Source organism: Massilia varians (assembly GCF_027923905.1).
Classification (GTDB): Bacteria; Pseudomonadota; Gammaproteobacteria; order Burkholderiales; family Burkholderiaceae_D; genus Telluria; species Telluria varians_B.
The window spans coordinates 3,552,362-3,566,904 of sequence record NZ_AP026966.1 but is presented as its reverse complement, the minus strand read 5'-3'; the positions used below and the strand labels follow the sequence as shown (position 1 = coordinate 3,566,904).

Annotated in this window: 11 protein-coding genes and 2 riboswitches; of the genes, 8 read left to right on the top strand and 3 right to left on the bottom strand. The window is 67.7% G+C overall.

Annotated features, from left to right (window positions below):
* Positions 1–86 precede the first annotated feature (86 nt).
* Together gcvH and gcvT are read right to left on the bottom strand one after the other, a co-directional pair.
* Entirely contained in the window at positions 87–467 is a 381-nt protein-coding gene (gene gcvH, locus MasN3_RS15965) for a glycine cleavage system protein GcvH (protein ID WP_281908469.1), read from the bottom strand.
* A gap of 59 nt (positions 468–526) precedes the next feature.
* Positions 527–1,645: a glycine cleavage system aminomethyltransferase GcvT gene (gcvT, locus tag MasN3_RS15960; protein WP_281908467.1), complete on the bottom strand. Its 1,119-nt coding sequence runs from the start codon at positions 1,643–1,645 to the stop codon at positions 527–529.
* Positions 1,646–1,691: 46 nt separating this feature from the next.
* Positions 1,692–1,791, bottom strand: a riboswitch (glycine riboswitch).
* A 19-nt stretch (positions 1,792–1,810) separates the two neighbouring features.
* Positions 1,811–1,896: riboswitch (glycine riboswitch) on the bottom strand.
* Between the two features lie 167 nt (positions 1,897–2,063).
* On the opposite strand from gcvT, the gene MasN3_RS15955 reads away from it, so the two are divergent.
* The gene (locus MasN3_RS15955; protein WP_027865338.1) at positions 2,064–2,624 is read left to right on the top strand and encodes an ATP-dependent Clp protease proteolytic subunit; all 561 of its coding nucleotides are present in this window, start codon (positions 2,064–2,066) and stop codon (positions 2,622–2,624) included.
* 76 nt (positions 2,625–2,700) lie between these two features.
* On the opposite strand, the gene MasN3_RS15950 is transcribed toward MasN3_RS15955, so the two are convergent.
* Positions 2,701–2,892, bottom strand: a complete 192-nt coding sequence (locus tag MasN3_RS15950; protein ID WP_281908463.1) for a hypothetical protein — start codon at positions 2,890–2,892, stop codon at positions 2,701–2,703.
* A 254-nt stretch (positions 2,893–3,146) separates the two neighbouring features.
* Here MasN3_RS15950 and MasN3_RS15945 point away from each other — a divergent pair, with 254 nt between their 5' ends.
* The 7 genes from MasN3_RS15945 (at position 3,147) to MasN3_RS15915 (ending at position 14,521) form a co-directional block, all read left to right on the top strand.
* A complete protein-coding gene (locus MasN3_RS15945; RefSeq protein ID WP_281908461.1) occupies positions 3,147–5,420 on the top strand; it encodes a DUF1631 family protein in 2,274 nt (757 codons plus the stop codon).
* Between the two features lie 118 nt (positions 5,421–5,538).
* The gene (gene smc, locus MasN3_RS15940) at positions 5,539–9,063 is read left to right on the top strand and encodes a chromosome segregation protein SMC (protein WP_281908459.1); all 3,525 of its coding nucleotides are present in this window, start codon (positions 5,539–5,541) and stop codon (positions 9,061–9,063) included.
* Positions 9,060–10,253 (top strand): cell division protein ZipA C-terminal FtsZ-binding domain-containing protein, encoded by a 1,194-nt coding sequence (locus MasN3_RS15935; protein WP_281908457.1) that lies wholly within the window; start codon positions 9,060–9,062, stop codon positions 10,251–10,253. Before smc ends, MasN3_RS15935 begins: the two co-directional genes overlap by 4 nt.
* 7 nt (positions 10,254–10,260) lie before the next feature.
* A complete protein-coding gene (ligA, locus tag MasN3_RS15930) occupies positions 10,261–12,597 on the top strand; it encodes an NAD-dependent DNA ligase LigA (protein ID WP_281908454.1) in 2,337 nt (778 codons plus the stop codon).
* 15 nt (positions 12,598–12,612) lie between these two features.
* On the top strand, positions 12,613–13,503 hold the full coding sequence (galU, locus tag MasN3_RS15925; RefSeq protein WP_281908451.1) for a UTP--glucose-1-phosphate uridylyltransferase GalU: 891 nt from the start codon (positions 12,613–12,615) through the stop codon (positions 13,501–13,503).
* Positions 13,500–14,042, top strand: a complete 543-nt coding sequence (gene def, locus MasN3_RS15920; RefSeq protein ID WP_281908448.1) for a peptide deformylase — start codon at positions 13,500–13,502, stop codon at positions 14,040–14,042. The genes galU and def overlap by 4 nt, the downstream gene beginning before the upstream one ends.
* Positions 14,042–14,521, top strand: coding sequence for a hypothetical protein (locus MasN3_RS15915; protein ID WP_281908446.1), 480 nt, complete (start codon positions 14,042–14,044; stop codon positions 14,519–14,521). Before def ends, MasN3_RS15915 begins: the two co-directional genes overlap by 1 nt.
* Positions 14,522–14,543: the final 22 nt, after the last annotated feature.

The window sequence follows — 14,543 nt, the reverse complement described above, 5'->3', positions numbered from 1 at the left end:
AGCTGGAGGAAATCAGGAGGGAAGCCGCCAGATCGGGGCGGAACCGCAAAACAACAGGGTGCGCTGGACAGCGCACCCGTCAAAGATCAGTTGCCGGTGGTCTTGCCGTAGGCGTCGGCATCGAGCAGCTTGTCGACCGCGCCGGCGTCGCTTGGGGCCAGCTTGAACAGCCAGGCGCCGAAGGCGTCCTGGTTGATCGAATCGGGAGCGTCGGCGACCGACTGGTTGACGGCGGTGACGGTGCCCGAGACCGGGGCGTAGATGTCGCTGGCGGCCTTGACCGACTCGACCACCGCGGCGTCGTCGCCGGCGGTGAATGCCTTGCCGACCTGCGGCAGTTCGACGAACACGATGTCGCCCAGTGCGTCCTGCGCGTATTCGGTGATGCCGACGGTCAGGGTGCCGTCGGCCTCGCGGCGCACCCACTCGTGGGACTCGGTGTATTTCAGGTCGGTTGGGATGTTCATATAAGGCTCCAGTAGAGGGTGAGGCGGTAGTATAAAGCTTGTTGTTGGTTTTTTTTGGGTCAAGCAGCGAGAACTTTGCCGTTACGCACGAACGGCAGCTTGACCACGCTGGCAGCCAGTTTCTTGTCGCGGATTTCCACATGCACGGTGTCGCCCACGGCGACGTCGAGCGGCACGCGCGCCAGCGCGATCGCCTGCTGCATGCTCGGGCTGAAGGTGCCGCTGGTGATCTCGCCGCTGTTGCCCGAGGCCGCGACGACCTTCTGGTGGGCGCGCAGGATGCCGCCTTTCTCGCGCAGGATCAGGCCGACGAAGTTGGCCTGCTGGCCCTTGGACAGCAAGGCGGCCTTGCCAATGAAGTCGCGTTCCGAGACCAGGTCGATGGTCCAGCCCAGGCCGGCGTCGAGCGGGTTGATGTTGTCGTCCATGTCCTGGCCGTACAGGTTCATGCCCGCTTCCAGGCGCAGGGTGTCGCGCGCGCCCAGGCCGGCCGGCTTGACGCCGGCGTCCTTCAGGGCATTCCACAGGGCTTCGACTTGCGAGGCCGGAACGCCGATCTCGAAGCCGTCCTCGCCGGTGTAGCCGGTGCGCGCCACCATCGCTTCGCCGAACGCGGTATCGGGGACGATCACGACGTTGAAGGGCTTCAGGGCTTCGGATGCGGCCTGGGTCTCGGGCAGCACCTGCCAGACCTTGGCGCGCGCGTTCGGTCCCTGCACGGCGACCAGGGCGATCGGATCATTGCCATCACGGCGCTGGGTGATAACGACGCCGGATCCGGTCGCGTCGTTCTGTTGCGCGATCCAGGCCACGTCCTTCTCGGCGGTGCCGGCGTTGACGACCAGGCGGAACCAGTCCTCGCTGAAGTAATAGACGATCAGGTCGTCGATCACGCCGCCTTCGGGATTGAGCATGCAGGAGTAGAGCGCCTTGCCCGGCGTCTGCAGCTTGTCGACGTTGTTGGCCAGCAGGCCGCGCAGGAAGGCGCGGACATTGGCGCCTTTCAGGTCCACGACGCACATGTGCGAAACGTCGAACATGCCGGCGTCGGTACGGACGGCATGGTGTTCCTCGATCTGGGAGCCGTAATTGACCGGCATGTCCCAGCCGCCGAAGTCGACCATCTTGGCTCCGAGGGAGCGGTGTGCGGAATTGAGCGGGGTCGCTTTGAGCGTCATGGAATCCTCGGGCAGTAAATAGGGGGCGCGCACCCGTGCGGGTGCCTGTATCCCCTCTGTCCTTGGTACCTGAGAGATAGCGGCATGCGCCGCCTGCCCCTTCGGTGGGCCCCGTGTCGGCGGGGCCGCTCTCCAGAGTGTGAGCCGGCCGCGCCTTGCGCTGCCGCCCCTTGACCAGTCCTTTTGCCTGAGAGTTTGTGGGTAGTGCCCCTTCGGCGGCAGGTGCTCCTGCGCTCTCCCGGTCAAGACTGTGGAGGATATGCCAGCATTGATTCGGTGTCAACCGAGGAGGGGCCTCGACAGGGGGAGTTGGCGCTTGCCAAAAAGAATTGCCGCGCACTATTGGTGCACGCCATGACCGGTCCCGCGGGGCGTGTTTTGCTACACTTATCTTACACACTTTGCAGTGGGAAAAACTATGAGCGAAGACAAAGCACAAAAGGTCAAGGAGGCCTGGTTCACGCTGTCGGGCGACGTCAACAGCGACATGGTGCACCGCGTGTTCGAAGCGGTGTCGATGATGACCGAAGATGGCATCGAAACGGCCCACGTGCTGGTGCAGTCGAACGGCGGCTACGTCAGCGACGGCCTGTGCCTGTACAACTTCCTGGCGAATTCGCCCATCAAGTTCGTCATGTACAACGGCGGGGCGGTGGCCTCGATCGCGGTCATCCTCTACCTGTCCGGGGACGAGCGCTATTGCAGCGAGACGGCGCGCTTCATGGTGCACAAGTCGCACGCGACGGCCTCGCCCGGTTCACGGCCGGACGCGCTGAACATCATCGTCGAAGGCCTGCGCGCCGACGATGCCCGCACCGAGTCGATCCTGCGCAAATGCATCGAGCTGACGCCGGAACAGTGGGCCATCCACCAGTACTCCGACCTGCACCTGAACTCGCGCGACGCCAAGACCGCGGGGCTGGTCAACGACATCCGCGACTTCCGGCCGCCCAAGGGCGGCATGCTGCGCAATATTTGAGACCAAAAAAAGCCCATCGCGTCTGCGACGGGCTGGCGACAATGCTGGTCGTGGGCAGGCCGGGCCTGCCGCGCGATCAGCGGTTCTTGTCGTTCTTGTGGCTCTGACGGCCGGCTTCGGCATGCTGCTCCGGGGTGCCGCCGCGGGTGCCGCCGCTGCCGCCCGAGCGCGAGCCCGAGCCGGAACCCGACTGCTTGCTGCCGCCCTGGCGGCCTGCTTCGGCGTGCTGCTGGGAGCTGCCGCCTTGCTTCGATTTACCTTGGGCCATGATCATTTCCTTTCAATGTGGGAAAAATGTCCTGCGTGCCGAGCTGTGGATGGTTGCCGCAGCGTTTCCGGTCGAGCCATCATGCGATTGGTATTGATGAATCGGTATCGGACCACCGCGTGATCCAGTGTAGGACAGGCGCCGACGTTCTCAAGGCATTATTTCTGCCACGCGAGGCATAAACCGGCGCAGGCGCCGCCTGCATCAAGCACCTGACATCTTTTGCTATTGCCATGTAGAAATATTGTGGCACAATGGGATCATCGATCCCCCGTCCACCTTGCCAGGCCGTGAATACCGTCCAGACACCCGCCCTCCGCAAAGCCGCCAGCGCGCAGCAGGCGACATTGGACGAGCTCGTCGCCATCGCGGCCGGGCGGGCTGCCGACGGCTTGCCGGACATGGTCAAGCGCATGACGGCCGCCTTGCTGGACATGACCAGCGCCGGCAACGATCCGCAGCTGGCGGGACGCCGGATCCGCTCCGGCAATCTGCTGCAGGAGAACCCCTATGCCTTCGTGCACCTGGCCTCGACCGCGATCGAACGGGCCCTGCGCAAGGAGGCGGCCCTGCTGGCGCCCGCAAGAGAGGCGGCCGCGCCCGCGCCCTTGACGCTGAGCCTGGTGCCGATGGAGGAAATGGACAGCCAGCTGGCCTTCGCCGCGATCAGCCGGCCCTTCGACATCCAGCAGTTCGAACCCCTGGCCAGCCTCGGCGTGCGCCTGGGGCTGCTGCTCGGGCGCGAACTGGTGCGCGCCAGCCACAATCCCTTCCGTCCCGAAGTCTTCCTGCGCGCGCTGCAGGAAGCCTGGTGCGAGTTCGAGCCCGACGAGGCCGCGCACGGGCTGATCGTGCCGCTGCTGCGCGCCGGGATCGTGTTCGACCTCAAGCCCATCCTCGAGGCGCTGGGCGACCGGCTCAAGCCGGCGCGCATGCGTGAAGAGCGTTTCGCCAAGACCGACGACAGCGCCGCCGCCAGGGCCGCGCGGGCGCGCCGCGACGCGGCCGTGGCGCAGCAGTTGCGCCAGCTGTTCGGTGCGGCCGAAGCGGCTGCCGGCGCCGGGCTCGACATCCCCCTGATTCCCGATCTGCCGCAGCGCAGCGGCAGCTGGCGCCCGAGCGCGGCTGCCGGCTTTGGCGCCGCCGTGCCGCCGGGCGCTGCGCCTGTGGCCGCCGCCGGCGCTGGCGCGGGTACGGCGGCGCCGCTCCCGACGCCGCTGGCCGAGGTGCTGGAACAGCTGGCCGGCGCCGCGCCCGGTCCCGGTTTCCAGGCGCCGCCGGCCGCCGCCGCGCATGAGGTCTTCTACCTGCCGCGCTTGAAACAGAGCCTGCCGCGCGGCAGCCTGTCGCGCGGCGACGAGACCACGCTCGACCTGCTGTCGCGCATCTTCGAGACCGTCCTGCTGGACGAATCGATCCCGCAGGAGACGCGCGAGCTGATCGCCTTCCTGCAGGTGCCGGTGCTGAAGGCCGCGTTGAAGGACCGCAGCTTCTTCTTCGAAGACGCGCACCCGGCGCGGCGCATGCTCGACCTGCTGTCGAACGCCGGCTGGGAGCGGCCCGCCGGCCCGGACGACCCGGTCTACCGCGCGATGCAGCGCGGCGTCGACAAGCTGCGCCGCGAGGCGCGGCCCGAAGCCTTCGCCGCCGCGGTGGCGGACCTGGAGGCCAGCATCGCCGAGCGCGCACGGCAGGACGAGGCCGCGATGGCCGGCCCGATCGCCCAGGCGACGCGCCAGGAAAAACAGGCGGCCAGCCAGCGTTCCGCACAACGGGCGGTGTCGCTGCGCCTGGCCGGCGAGCAGGTGGTGGCGCTGGTCGGCACCTTCCTGGAGCAGCGCTGGACCCCGGTCCTGGCGCTGGCCTACAGCATCGAGGACGCCAAGCCCGGCGCGGTCGACAATGCCACCCGCGCCATGGACGACCTGATCTGGAGCGTCAAGCCCAAGGTGAGCCAGGAACAGCGCAAGGCGCTCATCAAGCGCCTGCCGGGTCTGCTCACCACGCTCAACAAGTGGCTCGATGCCACCGGCTGGCAGGATGCCGAGCGCCTGCAGTTCTTCGCCGCCCTGGCCGACTGCCATGCCACCATTGTGCGCGCCCCGATCGAACTGTCGCCGGAGCGCCAGCTGGAGCTGGCGGTGGAAGCCGCCCAGCAGGACGCGCTGCGCCGCATCGCCCAGGAGCAGGCCGACGCCGCCGCACCGGACAGCCCGCCCGATCCGGCCGGCGCGGACCTGGCCAGCCTGGAGCGCGGCATGCGGGTCGAGTTCAAGGGCGCGCTCGGCGTGCGCAAGGTCCGGCTGGCCTGGGTCAGTCCGCTGCGCACGCTCTTCATCTTCTCCAGCGCCAACCGCCAGGAAGCCTTCTCGCTGCCGGCCGAGCGCCTGGCCAAGGCTTTCCGGACCGGCAGCATCCGGGTGCTGGCAGCCGAGGGGGTGGTCGGGCGGGTACTGGGCGAGGCGGTCGGGCAGGGCGCCATGAACGATCCGGCGCGTGAGCCGGCGGCGACCACCGGGGCCGGCTGAATCCGATCCGGCTTTTCGCTGGAAAATTGCAGGGCTCGCAAGACTTCTTCTTGGCCGAAAAGCAATCAACAGATGGTATGATTGGGTCTTTGACGACTCCAACCCTAGCCGAAGCAACGTGCGCCTTTCATCCATCAAATTGTCGGGATTTAAGTCTTTCGTCGATCCCACCAATTTCCAGGTGCCCGGCCAGCTTGTCGGCGTGGTCGGCCCGAACGGCTGCGGCAAGTCGAACATCATCGATGCCGTACGCTGGGTGCTGGGCGAATCCAAGGCGTCCGAGCTGCGCGGCGAGTCGATGCAGGACGTGATCTTCAACGGCTCCACCTACCGCAAGCCGGCCGGGCGCGCCTCGGTCGAACTGGTGTTCGACAACAGCGCGGGCAAGGCGGCGGGGCAGTGGGGGCAATATGCCGAGATCGCGGTCAAGCGCACCCTCACGCGCGACGGCACCTCCACCTACTATATCAACGGCCAGCCGGTGCGCCGGCGCGACATCCAGGACATCTTCCTCGGCACCGGCCTGGGGCCGCGCGCCTACGCCATCATCGGCCAGGGCATGATCGCCCGCATCATCGAGTCGCGCCCGGAAGAGCTGCGCGTCTTCCTCGAGGAGGCCGCCGGCGTGTCCAAGTACAAGGAACGCCGGCGCGAGACCGAGAACCGGCTGTCGGACACGCGCGAGAACCTGCTGCGCGTCGAGGACATCCTGCGCGAACTGAACGCCAACCTGGAAAAGCTGGAAGCCCAGGCGGCGGTCGCCAACCGCTTCCACCAGCTCCAGGCCGACCAGGAAGAAAAGCAGAAGCTGCTCTGGCTGCTGCGCAAGAACGAAGCCAAGGCCGAGCAGCTCCGTTATTTTCGCGAGGTGGAAGAGGCGCAGACCGCCCTGGAAGCCCAGACCGCCAAGCTGCGCAACGTCGAGCTGGAGCTGGAAAACATGCGCCAGGCGCATTTTTCCATCGGCGATCGCCTGCACACGGCGCAGGGCGACCTGTACAAGACCAATGCCGAAATCGGCAGCCTGGAGGCCCAGATCAAGTTCGTGGTCGAGTCGCGCACCCGGCTGCAGAACCAGCTCGGGACGCTTGCCGCGCAGCGCGACGGCTGGCTGGCGCAGCGCCAGGAGTACGAAGAACAATTGGGCGAGGCCGAGATCACCCTGGAAGAACTCGGCGCGCGCGCCGAGGGCGCCCAGATCGCGGTGGAAAGCCATGGCGAGCGGATGCCGGAACTGGAAGCCGCCTGGCGTCAGGCCCAGGAGGCTGCCGGCGAATCGCGCGCGCGCATCATGCAGGTGCAGCAGCGCATCGAACTGGCCAGCGCCCACCAGCGCAACGCCGCCAACATCCTCACTAGCCTGGCGGCGCGGCGCGAACGCCTGCAGCAGGAGCGCAACGGCCTGAACCTGCCGGACAGCGCCACCCTCGACAACCTGCGCCTGCAACTGGAAGAAAAGCAGCTGGCGCTGGAAGAGCAGACCATGCTGCTGGAAGAGGCATCGGGTCGCCAGGACGCGGTCGAGCAGGAGCGCAAGGACGCCCACGCGCAGGTCCAGCAGGAGTCCAGTGCGACGGCCCAGCTGGAAGCGCGCCTGGCCGCGCTGCGCCAGGTGCAGGACCGGGTGCAAACCCAGGGCAAGGTCCAGCCCTGGCTGGAAAAGCATGAACTCGCCAGCCTGCCGCGCCTGTGGCAGAAGCTCGACATCGAGGAAGGCTGGGAAACGGCGCTCGAAGCCGTGCTGCGCGAGCGTTCCGGCGCGCTGGAAGTGTCGAACCTGGACTGGGCCAAGGCCTTCTTCAGCGACGCCCCGCCGGCCCGCCTGGCCCTGTTCGCGCCCGCGCCGGCCGCGGCTACCCTGGTCGATACGCCCGGCCTGAAGCCCTTTGCCAGCCTGCTGCGTCTGAACGACCCCGGCCTGCGCGGGGTCCTGAACGACTGGCTGCACCACGTCTACGTGGCCCAGGACGCCGCCGAGGCCTTCGCCGAACGGGGCCGCCTGCCGGCCGGCGGCGCGTTCGTGACGCGCCAGGGCCACCTGGTCACGGCATCTTCCGTGCGTTTCCACGCGCCGGATGCGGAGCAGGACGGCATGCTGGCGCGCCAGCACGAGATCGAGAACATCGGCAAGCAACTGCGCGCCCAGGCCCTGCTGCTGGACGAAGCGAAGAGCCGCGCCACCCGCGCCGACGCCGCCGCCAGCGACCTGGCCAGGCGCCTGCAGGACGCGCGCCAGCGCTCGGGCAGCCTGACGCGCGAGGTGCATGCGCTGCAGATCGAGGTGCTCAAGCAGGGCGAGGTCGAAGCCCGCTTCAACCAGCGCAGCGGCCAGATCGCCGCCGACCTGTCGGAGATTGCAGCCCAGGAGGCCGAGCAGCGGCAAGCGGCTGCGGAGGCAGAGCAGGAATTCGAGCAGCTCGACATGGAATTGGCCGAACTGCAGGGCAGCCACGAGGACGGCCAGACCGTCTTCATGGAAAAGGAGCAGCATCTCGCGGACGCGCGCCAGAAACTGCGCGACCTGGAGCGCGGCGCCCAGGAAGCCCAGTTCGCCGAGCGTTCGCAGCGCAGCAAGATCGAGGAACTGCGCCGCAATATCGCCACCGCCACCCAACAGGCCGAGCAGGTAGCGGCCAGCCTGGGCGCGGGCCGGCTGGAACTGGAAGCGCTGGAGTCCGGCGCCGCCCACGAAGGCCTGCAGGAGCTGCTGGACCGGCGCAGCACGCAGGAACGCGCGCTGGCCGACGCCCGACACGAACTCGACCAGATCACCCAGCAGCTTCGCCAGCTGGAAGAAATGCGCATGGGGAGCGAGCGCAGTCTGCAGCCGCAGCGCGACCGCATCACCGAGATGCAGCTGAAGGAGCAGGCCGCGCGCCTGAACCAGGAGCAGTTCGCCGAAGCTTTGGCCACCACCGGCGCGGTCGAAGCAGAGCTGCTTGAGAAGCTCACGCCCGACATGAAGCCGCAATACCTGCAGGGCGAGGTCACGCGCCTGACCAATGCCATCAGCGCCCTCGGGGCAGTGAACCTGGCGGCGGTGGACGAGCTGGCCCAGGCGGCCGAGCGCAAGCGCTACCTCGACTCGCAGAACAACGATTTGCAGGAAGCGATCAATACGCTGGAAGACGCGATCCACCGCATCGACCGCGAGACCCGCGAGCTGCTGCAGGATACCTTTGACCGCGTCAACACCCACTTCTCGGAACTGTTCCCGATCCTGTTCGGCGGCGGCCAGGCCAAGCTGGTGATGACCGGCGACGAGATCCTGGATTCCGGCGTGCAGGTGATGGCCCAGCCGCCGGGCAAGAAGAACGCGACCATCCACCTGCTCTCGGGCGGGGAGAAGGCGCTCACCGCCACCGCGCTGGTGTTCTCGATGTTCCGCCTGAATCCGGCGCCGTTCTGCCTGCTCGACGAGGTCGACGCGCCGCTGGACGACGCCAATACCGAACGCTTCTGCCGCATGGTGAAGCGGATGTCGGACCATACCCAATTCCTCTTCATCTCGCACAACAAGATCGCGATGGAGATGGCCAACCAACTGATCGGTGTGACGATGCAGGAGCAGGGCGTATCGCGCATCGTGGCGGTGGACATGGAGTCCGCCGCGAATTTCGCTACTGAGGCACAAGCAGCATGACTGATTTCCAAATGACCCTGATCGCAGCGGGTGGCGTGTTCGTCGCCGGCGTCATCTCTTACAACAAGTGGCAGGAATACAAGGCCCGCAAGAGCGTCGAGCGCGCATTCGCGTCGGATCATGATGATGTCCTGATGCGCAGCGGCGAATCCCCGCTCGAGGGCGCCGCGACCGAACGCGGCCCGGTGGACCGCCAGGAACCGGTGCTCGACCTCGGGGCCGAAACCCCGCTGGCGCCGCTGGACATCGAGCCGGGCGTGGCGAAGGACAGCGTGGCGCCGGTGGCGGCAACGCCGGCCGAGAGCGCGCCGGCGAGCGGTCCGCGCGCCCCGACCACGATCGCCTCGCTGACCCCGGCCACGCCGCTCCCGGCCGGCACGCCGCCCGCGGAACTGGCCGAAAGCCTGGTCGACCCGCTGATCGACTGCATCATCCCGCTGAACTTCGAAGGCGCCCTGCGCGGCGACAAGATCCTGCCGGCGCTGTCGAAGCTGCGCCGCGTCGGCAACAAGCCGATCCACTACGTCGGCTTCGCCGTCAGCGGCGACTGGGAGCCGATCGTGCACGGCGGCGTGTACACCAAGCTGCAGGCCGGCGTGCAGATGGCCACCCGCACCACGGCCCTGAACGAGATCGAATACTCCGAACTGGTGACCCGCCTGCGCGCGGTGGCCGACGAGATCGGCGCCGAGCCGGAAGTGCCGGACATGATCGAGGTGATGAGCGAAGCGCGCACGCTGCACCGCTTCGTCGCTGGCCACGACGCCCAGCTGGGCGTGAACCTGGCCGCCAACGGCGCCCCGTGGGCGATCTCGACCCTGATCCAGGCGCTGGAAAAGCAGGGCTTCGACGTGCGCCCGGACGGCAAGTTCTCGATGCCCGACGGCCACGGAGGCGTGCTGTTCACGCTGTCGACCAACGTCACCCTGGGCGCCGACACCACCAACCGCCTGACCCTGCTGCTGGACGTGCCCTGCGTGGCGCCCAGCCGCGACGGCTTCGGCGCCATGGTCAAGTGCGCCAAGGAGCTGACCCAGCGCCTGGACGCCACCATTGTCGACGATTTCGAGCAGCCGCTGCTCGATCCGGCGCTGGAAGAGATCAAGGGGCAGGTCGCCGAGTTCTACGACGAGATGGAAGCCTCGGACATTCCGGCCGGCTCCACCCGCGCGCTGCGCCTGTTCGTCTGAGGGGAGCATGACGGTGCCACAGGAAGTCCTCGACCGGATGGCCTGGCTGGTCAGGGAGCTGAACCGCCACATCTACAATTACCACGTGCTCGATGCGCCGACCATTCCGGACGCCGAGTACGACCGCCTGTTCAAGGAACTGCAAGACCTGGAAAGCGCGCACCCGCAGGCGGTCAGCAACGACTCGCCGACCTCGCGCGTGGGCGCCGCGCCGATCCCCGAGTTCAAGCAGGTGACCCACTCGGTGCCGATGCTCTCGCTGAACAACGGCTTCATGGACGAGGACGTCGAGAACTTCGACCGCCGCGTGCGCGAAGGCCTGGACGCCCGGCAGGTGGGCTATTGCGCCGAACTGAAGTTCGACGGCCTGGCGATCAGCCTGCGCTACGAGAACGGCGTGTTCGTGCAGGCCGCCACCCGCGGCGACGGCTATACCGGCGAGGACGTGACGGCCAACATCCGCACCGTCCGGGTGATTCCGCTGCGCCTGCACGGCGACGAGGTGCCGAGTGTGCTCGAAGTGCGTGGCGAAGTGCTGATGTTCAAGGATGACTTCAATCGCCTTAACGGGCGCCAGCGCGAGGCCGGGCACAAGGAATTCGCCAACCCGCGCAACGCCGCCGCGGGCAGCCTGCGCCAGCTGGACGCGCGCATCACGGCGCAGCGCAAGCTGCGCTTCTTCGCGTACGGCATCGGCTTCTTGGCGGGCGCCGAGCTGCCGGAGTCGCATTCGGCGGTGCTCGACTGGTTTGACCGCCTCGGCCTGCCGGTCTCGAAAGAGCGCGCGCAGGTGAGCGGCTGCGAAGGCCTGCTCGGCTACTATCGCAGCATCGGCGAACGCCGTGCCAGCCTGCCCTATGAAATCGACGGCGTGGTGTACAAGGTCGACCGCGTGGCCGACCAGGCCCGGCTCGGCTTCGTGTCGCGCGCGCCGCGCTTCGCGCTGGCCCACAAGTTCCCGGCCGAGGAAGCGCTGACGCAGGTATCGGCGATCGACGTGCAGGTCGGCCGCACCGGCGCCATCACGCCGGTGGCGCGCCTGGTGCCCGTCTCAGTGGGCGGGGTCACCGTCACCAACGCCACCTTGCACAACGAGGACGAGGTGCTGCGTAAGGACGTGCGGGTGGGCGACACCGTGATCGTGCGCCGCGCCGGCGACGTCATTCCGGAAGTGCTGGCCGTGGTGCTGGAGCGCCGCCCGAGCCCGGAGCCGGCGCGCTATAAGCTGCCGGACAGCTGCCCGGTGTGCGGCTCGCACGTGGTGCGCGAAGAGGGCGAGGCGGTGGCGCGCTGCTCGGGCGGCCTGACCTGCGCCGCCCAGCGCAAGGAAGCCATCCGGCATTTCGCCGGCCGGCGCATGATGGACATCGAAGGCCTGGGCGACCGCTACATCGACAGCCTGGTCGAGTGCAGCCTGATCCACGGCGTGGCCGACCTGTACAAGCTGACCCTCGACGACCTGCTCAAGATGAAACGCCTGGCCGACGAGCGCGACGGCACGACACCGGAGACGGTGAAGCAGGGCAAGGTCGCCACCAAGTGGGCCGACAACCTGCTCGCGGCGATCGCGGCCAGCAAGAACCCGCCCCTCGAGCGCCTGCTGTTCGCGCTCGGCATCCGCCACGTGGGCGAATCCACCGCCAAGACCCTGGCCGACTGGCTGGGACGCTTCGAACTGGTGCGCCGGGCACCAAGCGCGCTGCTGCGCGTGCTGCCCGACATCGGCGGCACGGTGGCCGAGGCCATCGCCGAATTCTTCGCGGAGGAGAAGAACCAGCGCGCGATCGACGCGCTGCTGGGCGCGGGTGTGGCGCCGCAGGGCGAGCATGCCCCGAAAGCGCAGTTGCGCGAGAAGCTGGAAGACCTGAACCTGCTGGCGGCGCTCGGCATCCCGAAGCTGACCGAACCGCGTGCGCGCCAGTTGCTCGCCGCCGGCCAGACCCTGGAGTCGCTGGCGCACCTGAACGTGTTCGGCGTGTTCGGCCTGCCGGCCGGCGTCGCCACGGCGCTGGAGGAATGGATGGCGCAGCCCGGCCATCGCGAGCAGCTCGCCGCGCTAGCCCGGCTGCGCGCCGAACTGCTGGCCCAGTTGCCGCAGGAGGCCGCCGCCGAGGGCATTTTCGCCGGCAAGACCTTCGTGCTGACCGGGACGCTGCCGACCATGAGCCGGGAAGCCGCGGGCGCCCTGATCGAGGCGGCCGGCGGCAAGGTGTCGGGCTCGGTCTCGAAGAAGACGTCCTATGTCGTGGCAGGCGCCGAGGCGGGCAGCAAGCTCGCCAAGGCGGAAGAACTCGGCGTATCCATCCTCGACGAAGCAGGCCTGCTGGCGCTGCTCAATCCCTGACAGAAAGAAAAAAACATGAGCCTGATTCGCAAAGCCGTCTTCCCGGTGGCCGGCCTCGGCAGCCGCTTCCTTCCCGCCACCAAGGCCCAGCCGAAGGAGATGCTGCCGATCGTGGACAAACCGCTGATCCAGTACGCCGTCGAAGAAGCCGTGGCGGCGGGCATCACCGAACTGGTCTTCATCACCGGCCGCAACAAGCGCGCCATCGAGGACCATTTCGACAAGGCCTATGAGCTCGAATCGGTGCTGGAAGCGGCCGGCAAGGAAGCCCTGCTCGAGACGGTGCGCGGGGTCATCCCGAAGAACGTCAACTGCATCTACATCCGCCAGTCGGCGCCGCTGGGCCTGGGTCATGCGGTCCTGTGCGCGCGCCCGGTGGTGGGCGACGAGCCCTTCGCCGTGCTGCTGGCCGACGACTTCATGGACACCGATCCGGGCAAGAAACCGGTGCTGGCCCAGATGACCGACCTGTATGCCTACGAGCGCTCCAGCATCCTGGCGGTGCAGGACGTCCCGCGCGAGAACACGCGCCAATACGGCATCGTCAGCGCATCGAGCTACCGTCCGAACCTGGAGCTGGTATCCAACATCGTCGAGAAGCCGGCCCCGGAAGTGGCGCCGTCGACGCTGGCGGTGGTGGGACGCTACGTGCTGTCGGGCTCGATCTTCGGCTACCTCGAGAACCTCGGCACCGGCGCCGGCGGCGAGATCCAGCTGACCGACGGCATCGCCGCGCTGATGCAGGCCGAGCGCGTGCTGGCCTACCGCTACGACGGCCAGCGCTACGACTGCGGCTCCAAGCTCGGCTACCTGGAAGCGACCGCCGCGATCGGCCTGAAGCATCCGGAAACCGCCGCCGGTTTCCGCGCCCATCTGGCGGCGCTGTGCGAGGACAAGCTGCGATGAGCGTGCGCCCGATCCTGCGCATGGGCGACCCGCGCCTGCTGCGCGTGGCCGAACCCGTGGCCGAGCGCGAGTTCGATACGCCCGCGCTGCACGCCCTGATCGCGGACATGTTCGAGACCATGCACGCGGCCAATGGCGCCGGCCTAGCGGCGCCGCAGATCGGCGTCAACCTGCAGCTGGTGATTTTCGGCTTTGCGAAAAACGGGCGCTATCCGGATGCCCCGCCGGTGCCGGAAACGGTGCTGATCAATCCTGTCCTGACGCCCTTGTCCGACGAGATGGAAGAGGGCTTCGAGGGCTGCCTGTCGGTGCCCGGCCTGCGCGGCAGCGTGCCGCGCTACACCCGCCTGCATTATGAAGGCGTCGACCAGTTCGGCAAGCCGATTGTGCGCGACGCCGAGGGTTTCCATGCGCGCGTGGTGCAGCACGAAGTGGACCACCTGCATGGCATCCTGTACCCGATGCGGATCCGCGATTTTTCGCGCTTCGGCTTCACCGAGGTGATGTTCCCCGACCTCGATCCGAAGGCCGACGACTGATGCGCGCCATCTTCCTTTCCCTGCTGGCGCTGGCGGCTGCGCCGGCCCGGGCCGACGGGCTGTTCACCAGGATCGATGCCGCGCCGAAAAGCGAGTTCTGGCTCGACACCGGCTTTGCCACCGCCCACTTCGACAGCGACAAGGACCTGAACGGCGCCAACAAGGGCCTGGGCGCCGAGTACCGCTTCAACGGCGCCACCGCCGCCACGCTCGGACGCTTCTACAACAGCGACCGCCAATGGTCGAACTACGCGGGGGTGATCTGGCAGCCGTATGCGCTGGGACCGGTGCGCGTGGGCCTCGCGGTCGCGGCCTTCGACGGCTATCCGAACATGCGGGGCGGTGGCTGGTTCCCGGCGGCGATTCCGACGCTGACCTACGAATACGCGCGGGTCGGGCTCAACGTGGGAATCATCCCGTCGTACAAGGATCGCTTGTACGGCGGGGTGTCGTTCCAGCTCAAGTTCAAGCTGTTGTAGGGTGGACGGCTCCGCCGTCCGC

Bases quoted from the DNA above. Each gene is read 5' to 3' on its own strand.
- gcvH (WP_281908469.1), bottom strand. From the start codon at position 467: ATGAACATCCCAACCGACCTGAAATACACCGAGTCCCACGAGTGGGTG.
- gcvT (WP_281908467.1), bottom strand. From the start codon at position 1,645: ATGACGCTCAAAGCGACCCCGCTCAATTCCGCACACCGCTCCCTCGGA.
- MasN3_RS15955 (WP_027865338.1), top strand. From the start codon at position 2,064: ATGAGCGAAGACAAAGCACAAAAGGTCAAGGAGGCCTGGTTCACGCTG.
- MasN3_RS15950 (WP_281908463.1), bottom strand. From the start codon at position 2,892: ATGGCCCAAGGTAAATCGAAGCAAGGCGGCAGCTCCCAGCAGCACGCC.
- MasN3_RS15945 (WP_281908461.1), top strand. From the start codon at position 3,147: ATGGGATCATCGATCCCCCGTCCACCTTGCCAGGCCGTGAATACCGTC.
- MasN3_RS15935 (WP_281908457.1), top strand. From the start codon at position 9,060: ATGACTGATTTCCAAATGACCCTGATCGCAGCGGGTGGCGTGTTCGTC.
- ligA (WP_281908454.1), top strand. From the start codon at position 10,261: ATGACGGTGCCACAGGAAGTCCTCGACCGGATGGCCTGGCTGGTCAGG.
- galU (WP_281908451.1), top strand. From the start codon at position 12,613: ATGAGCCTGATTCGCAAAGCCGTCTTCCCGGTGGCCGGCCTCGGCAGC.
- def (WP_281908448.1), top strand. From the start codon at position 13,500: ATGAGCGTGCGCCCGATCCTGCGCATGGGCGACCCGCGCCTGCTGCGC.
- MasN3_RS15915 (WP_281908446.1), top strand. From the start codon at position 14,042: ATGCGCGCCATCTTCCTTTCCCTGCTGGCGCTGGCGGCTGCGCCGGCC.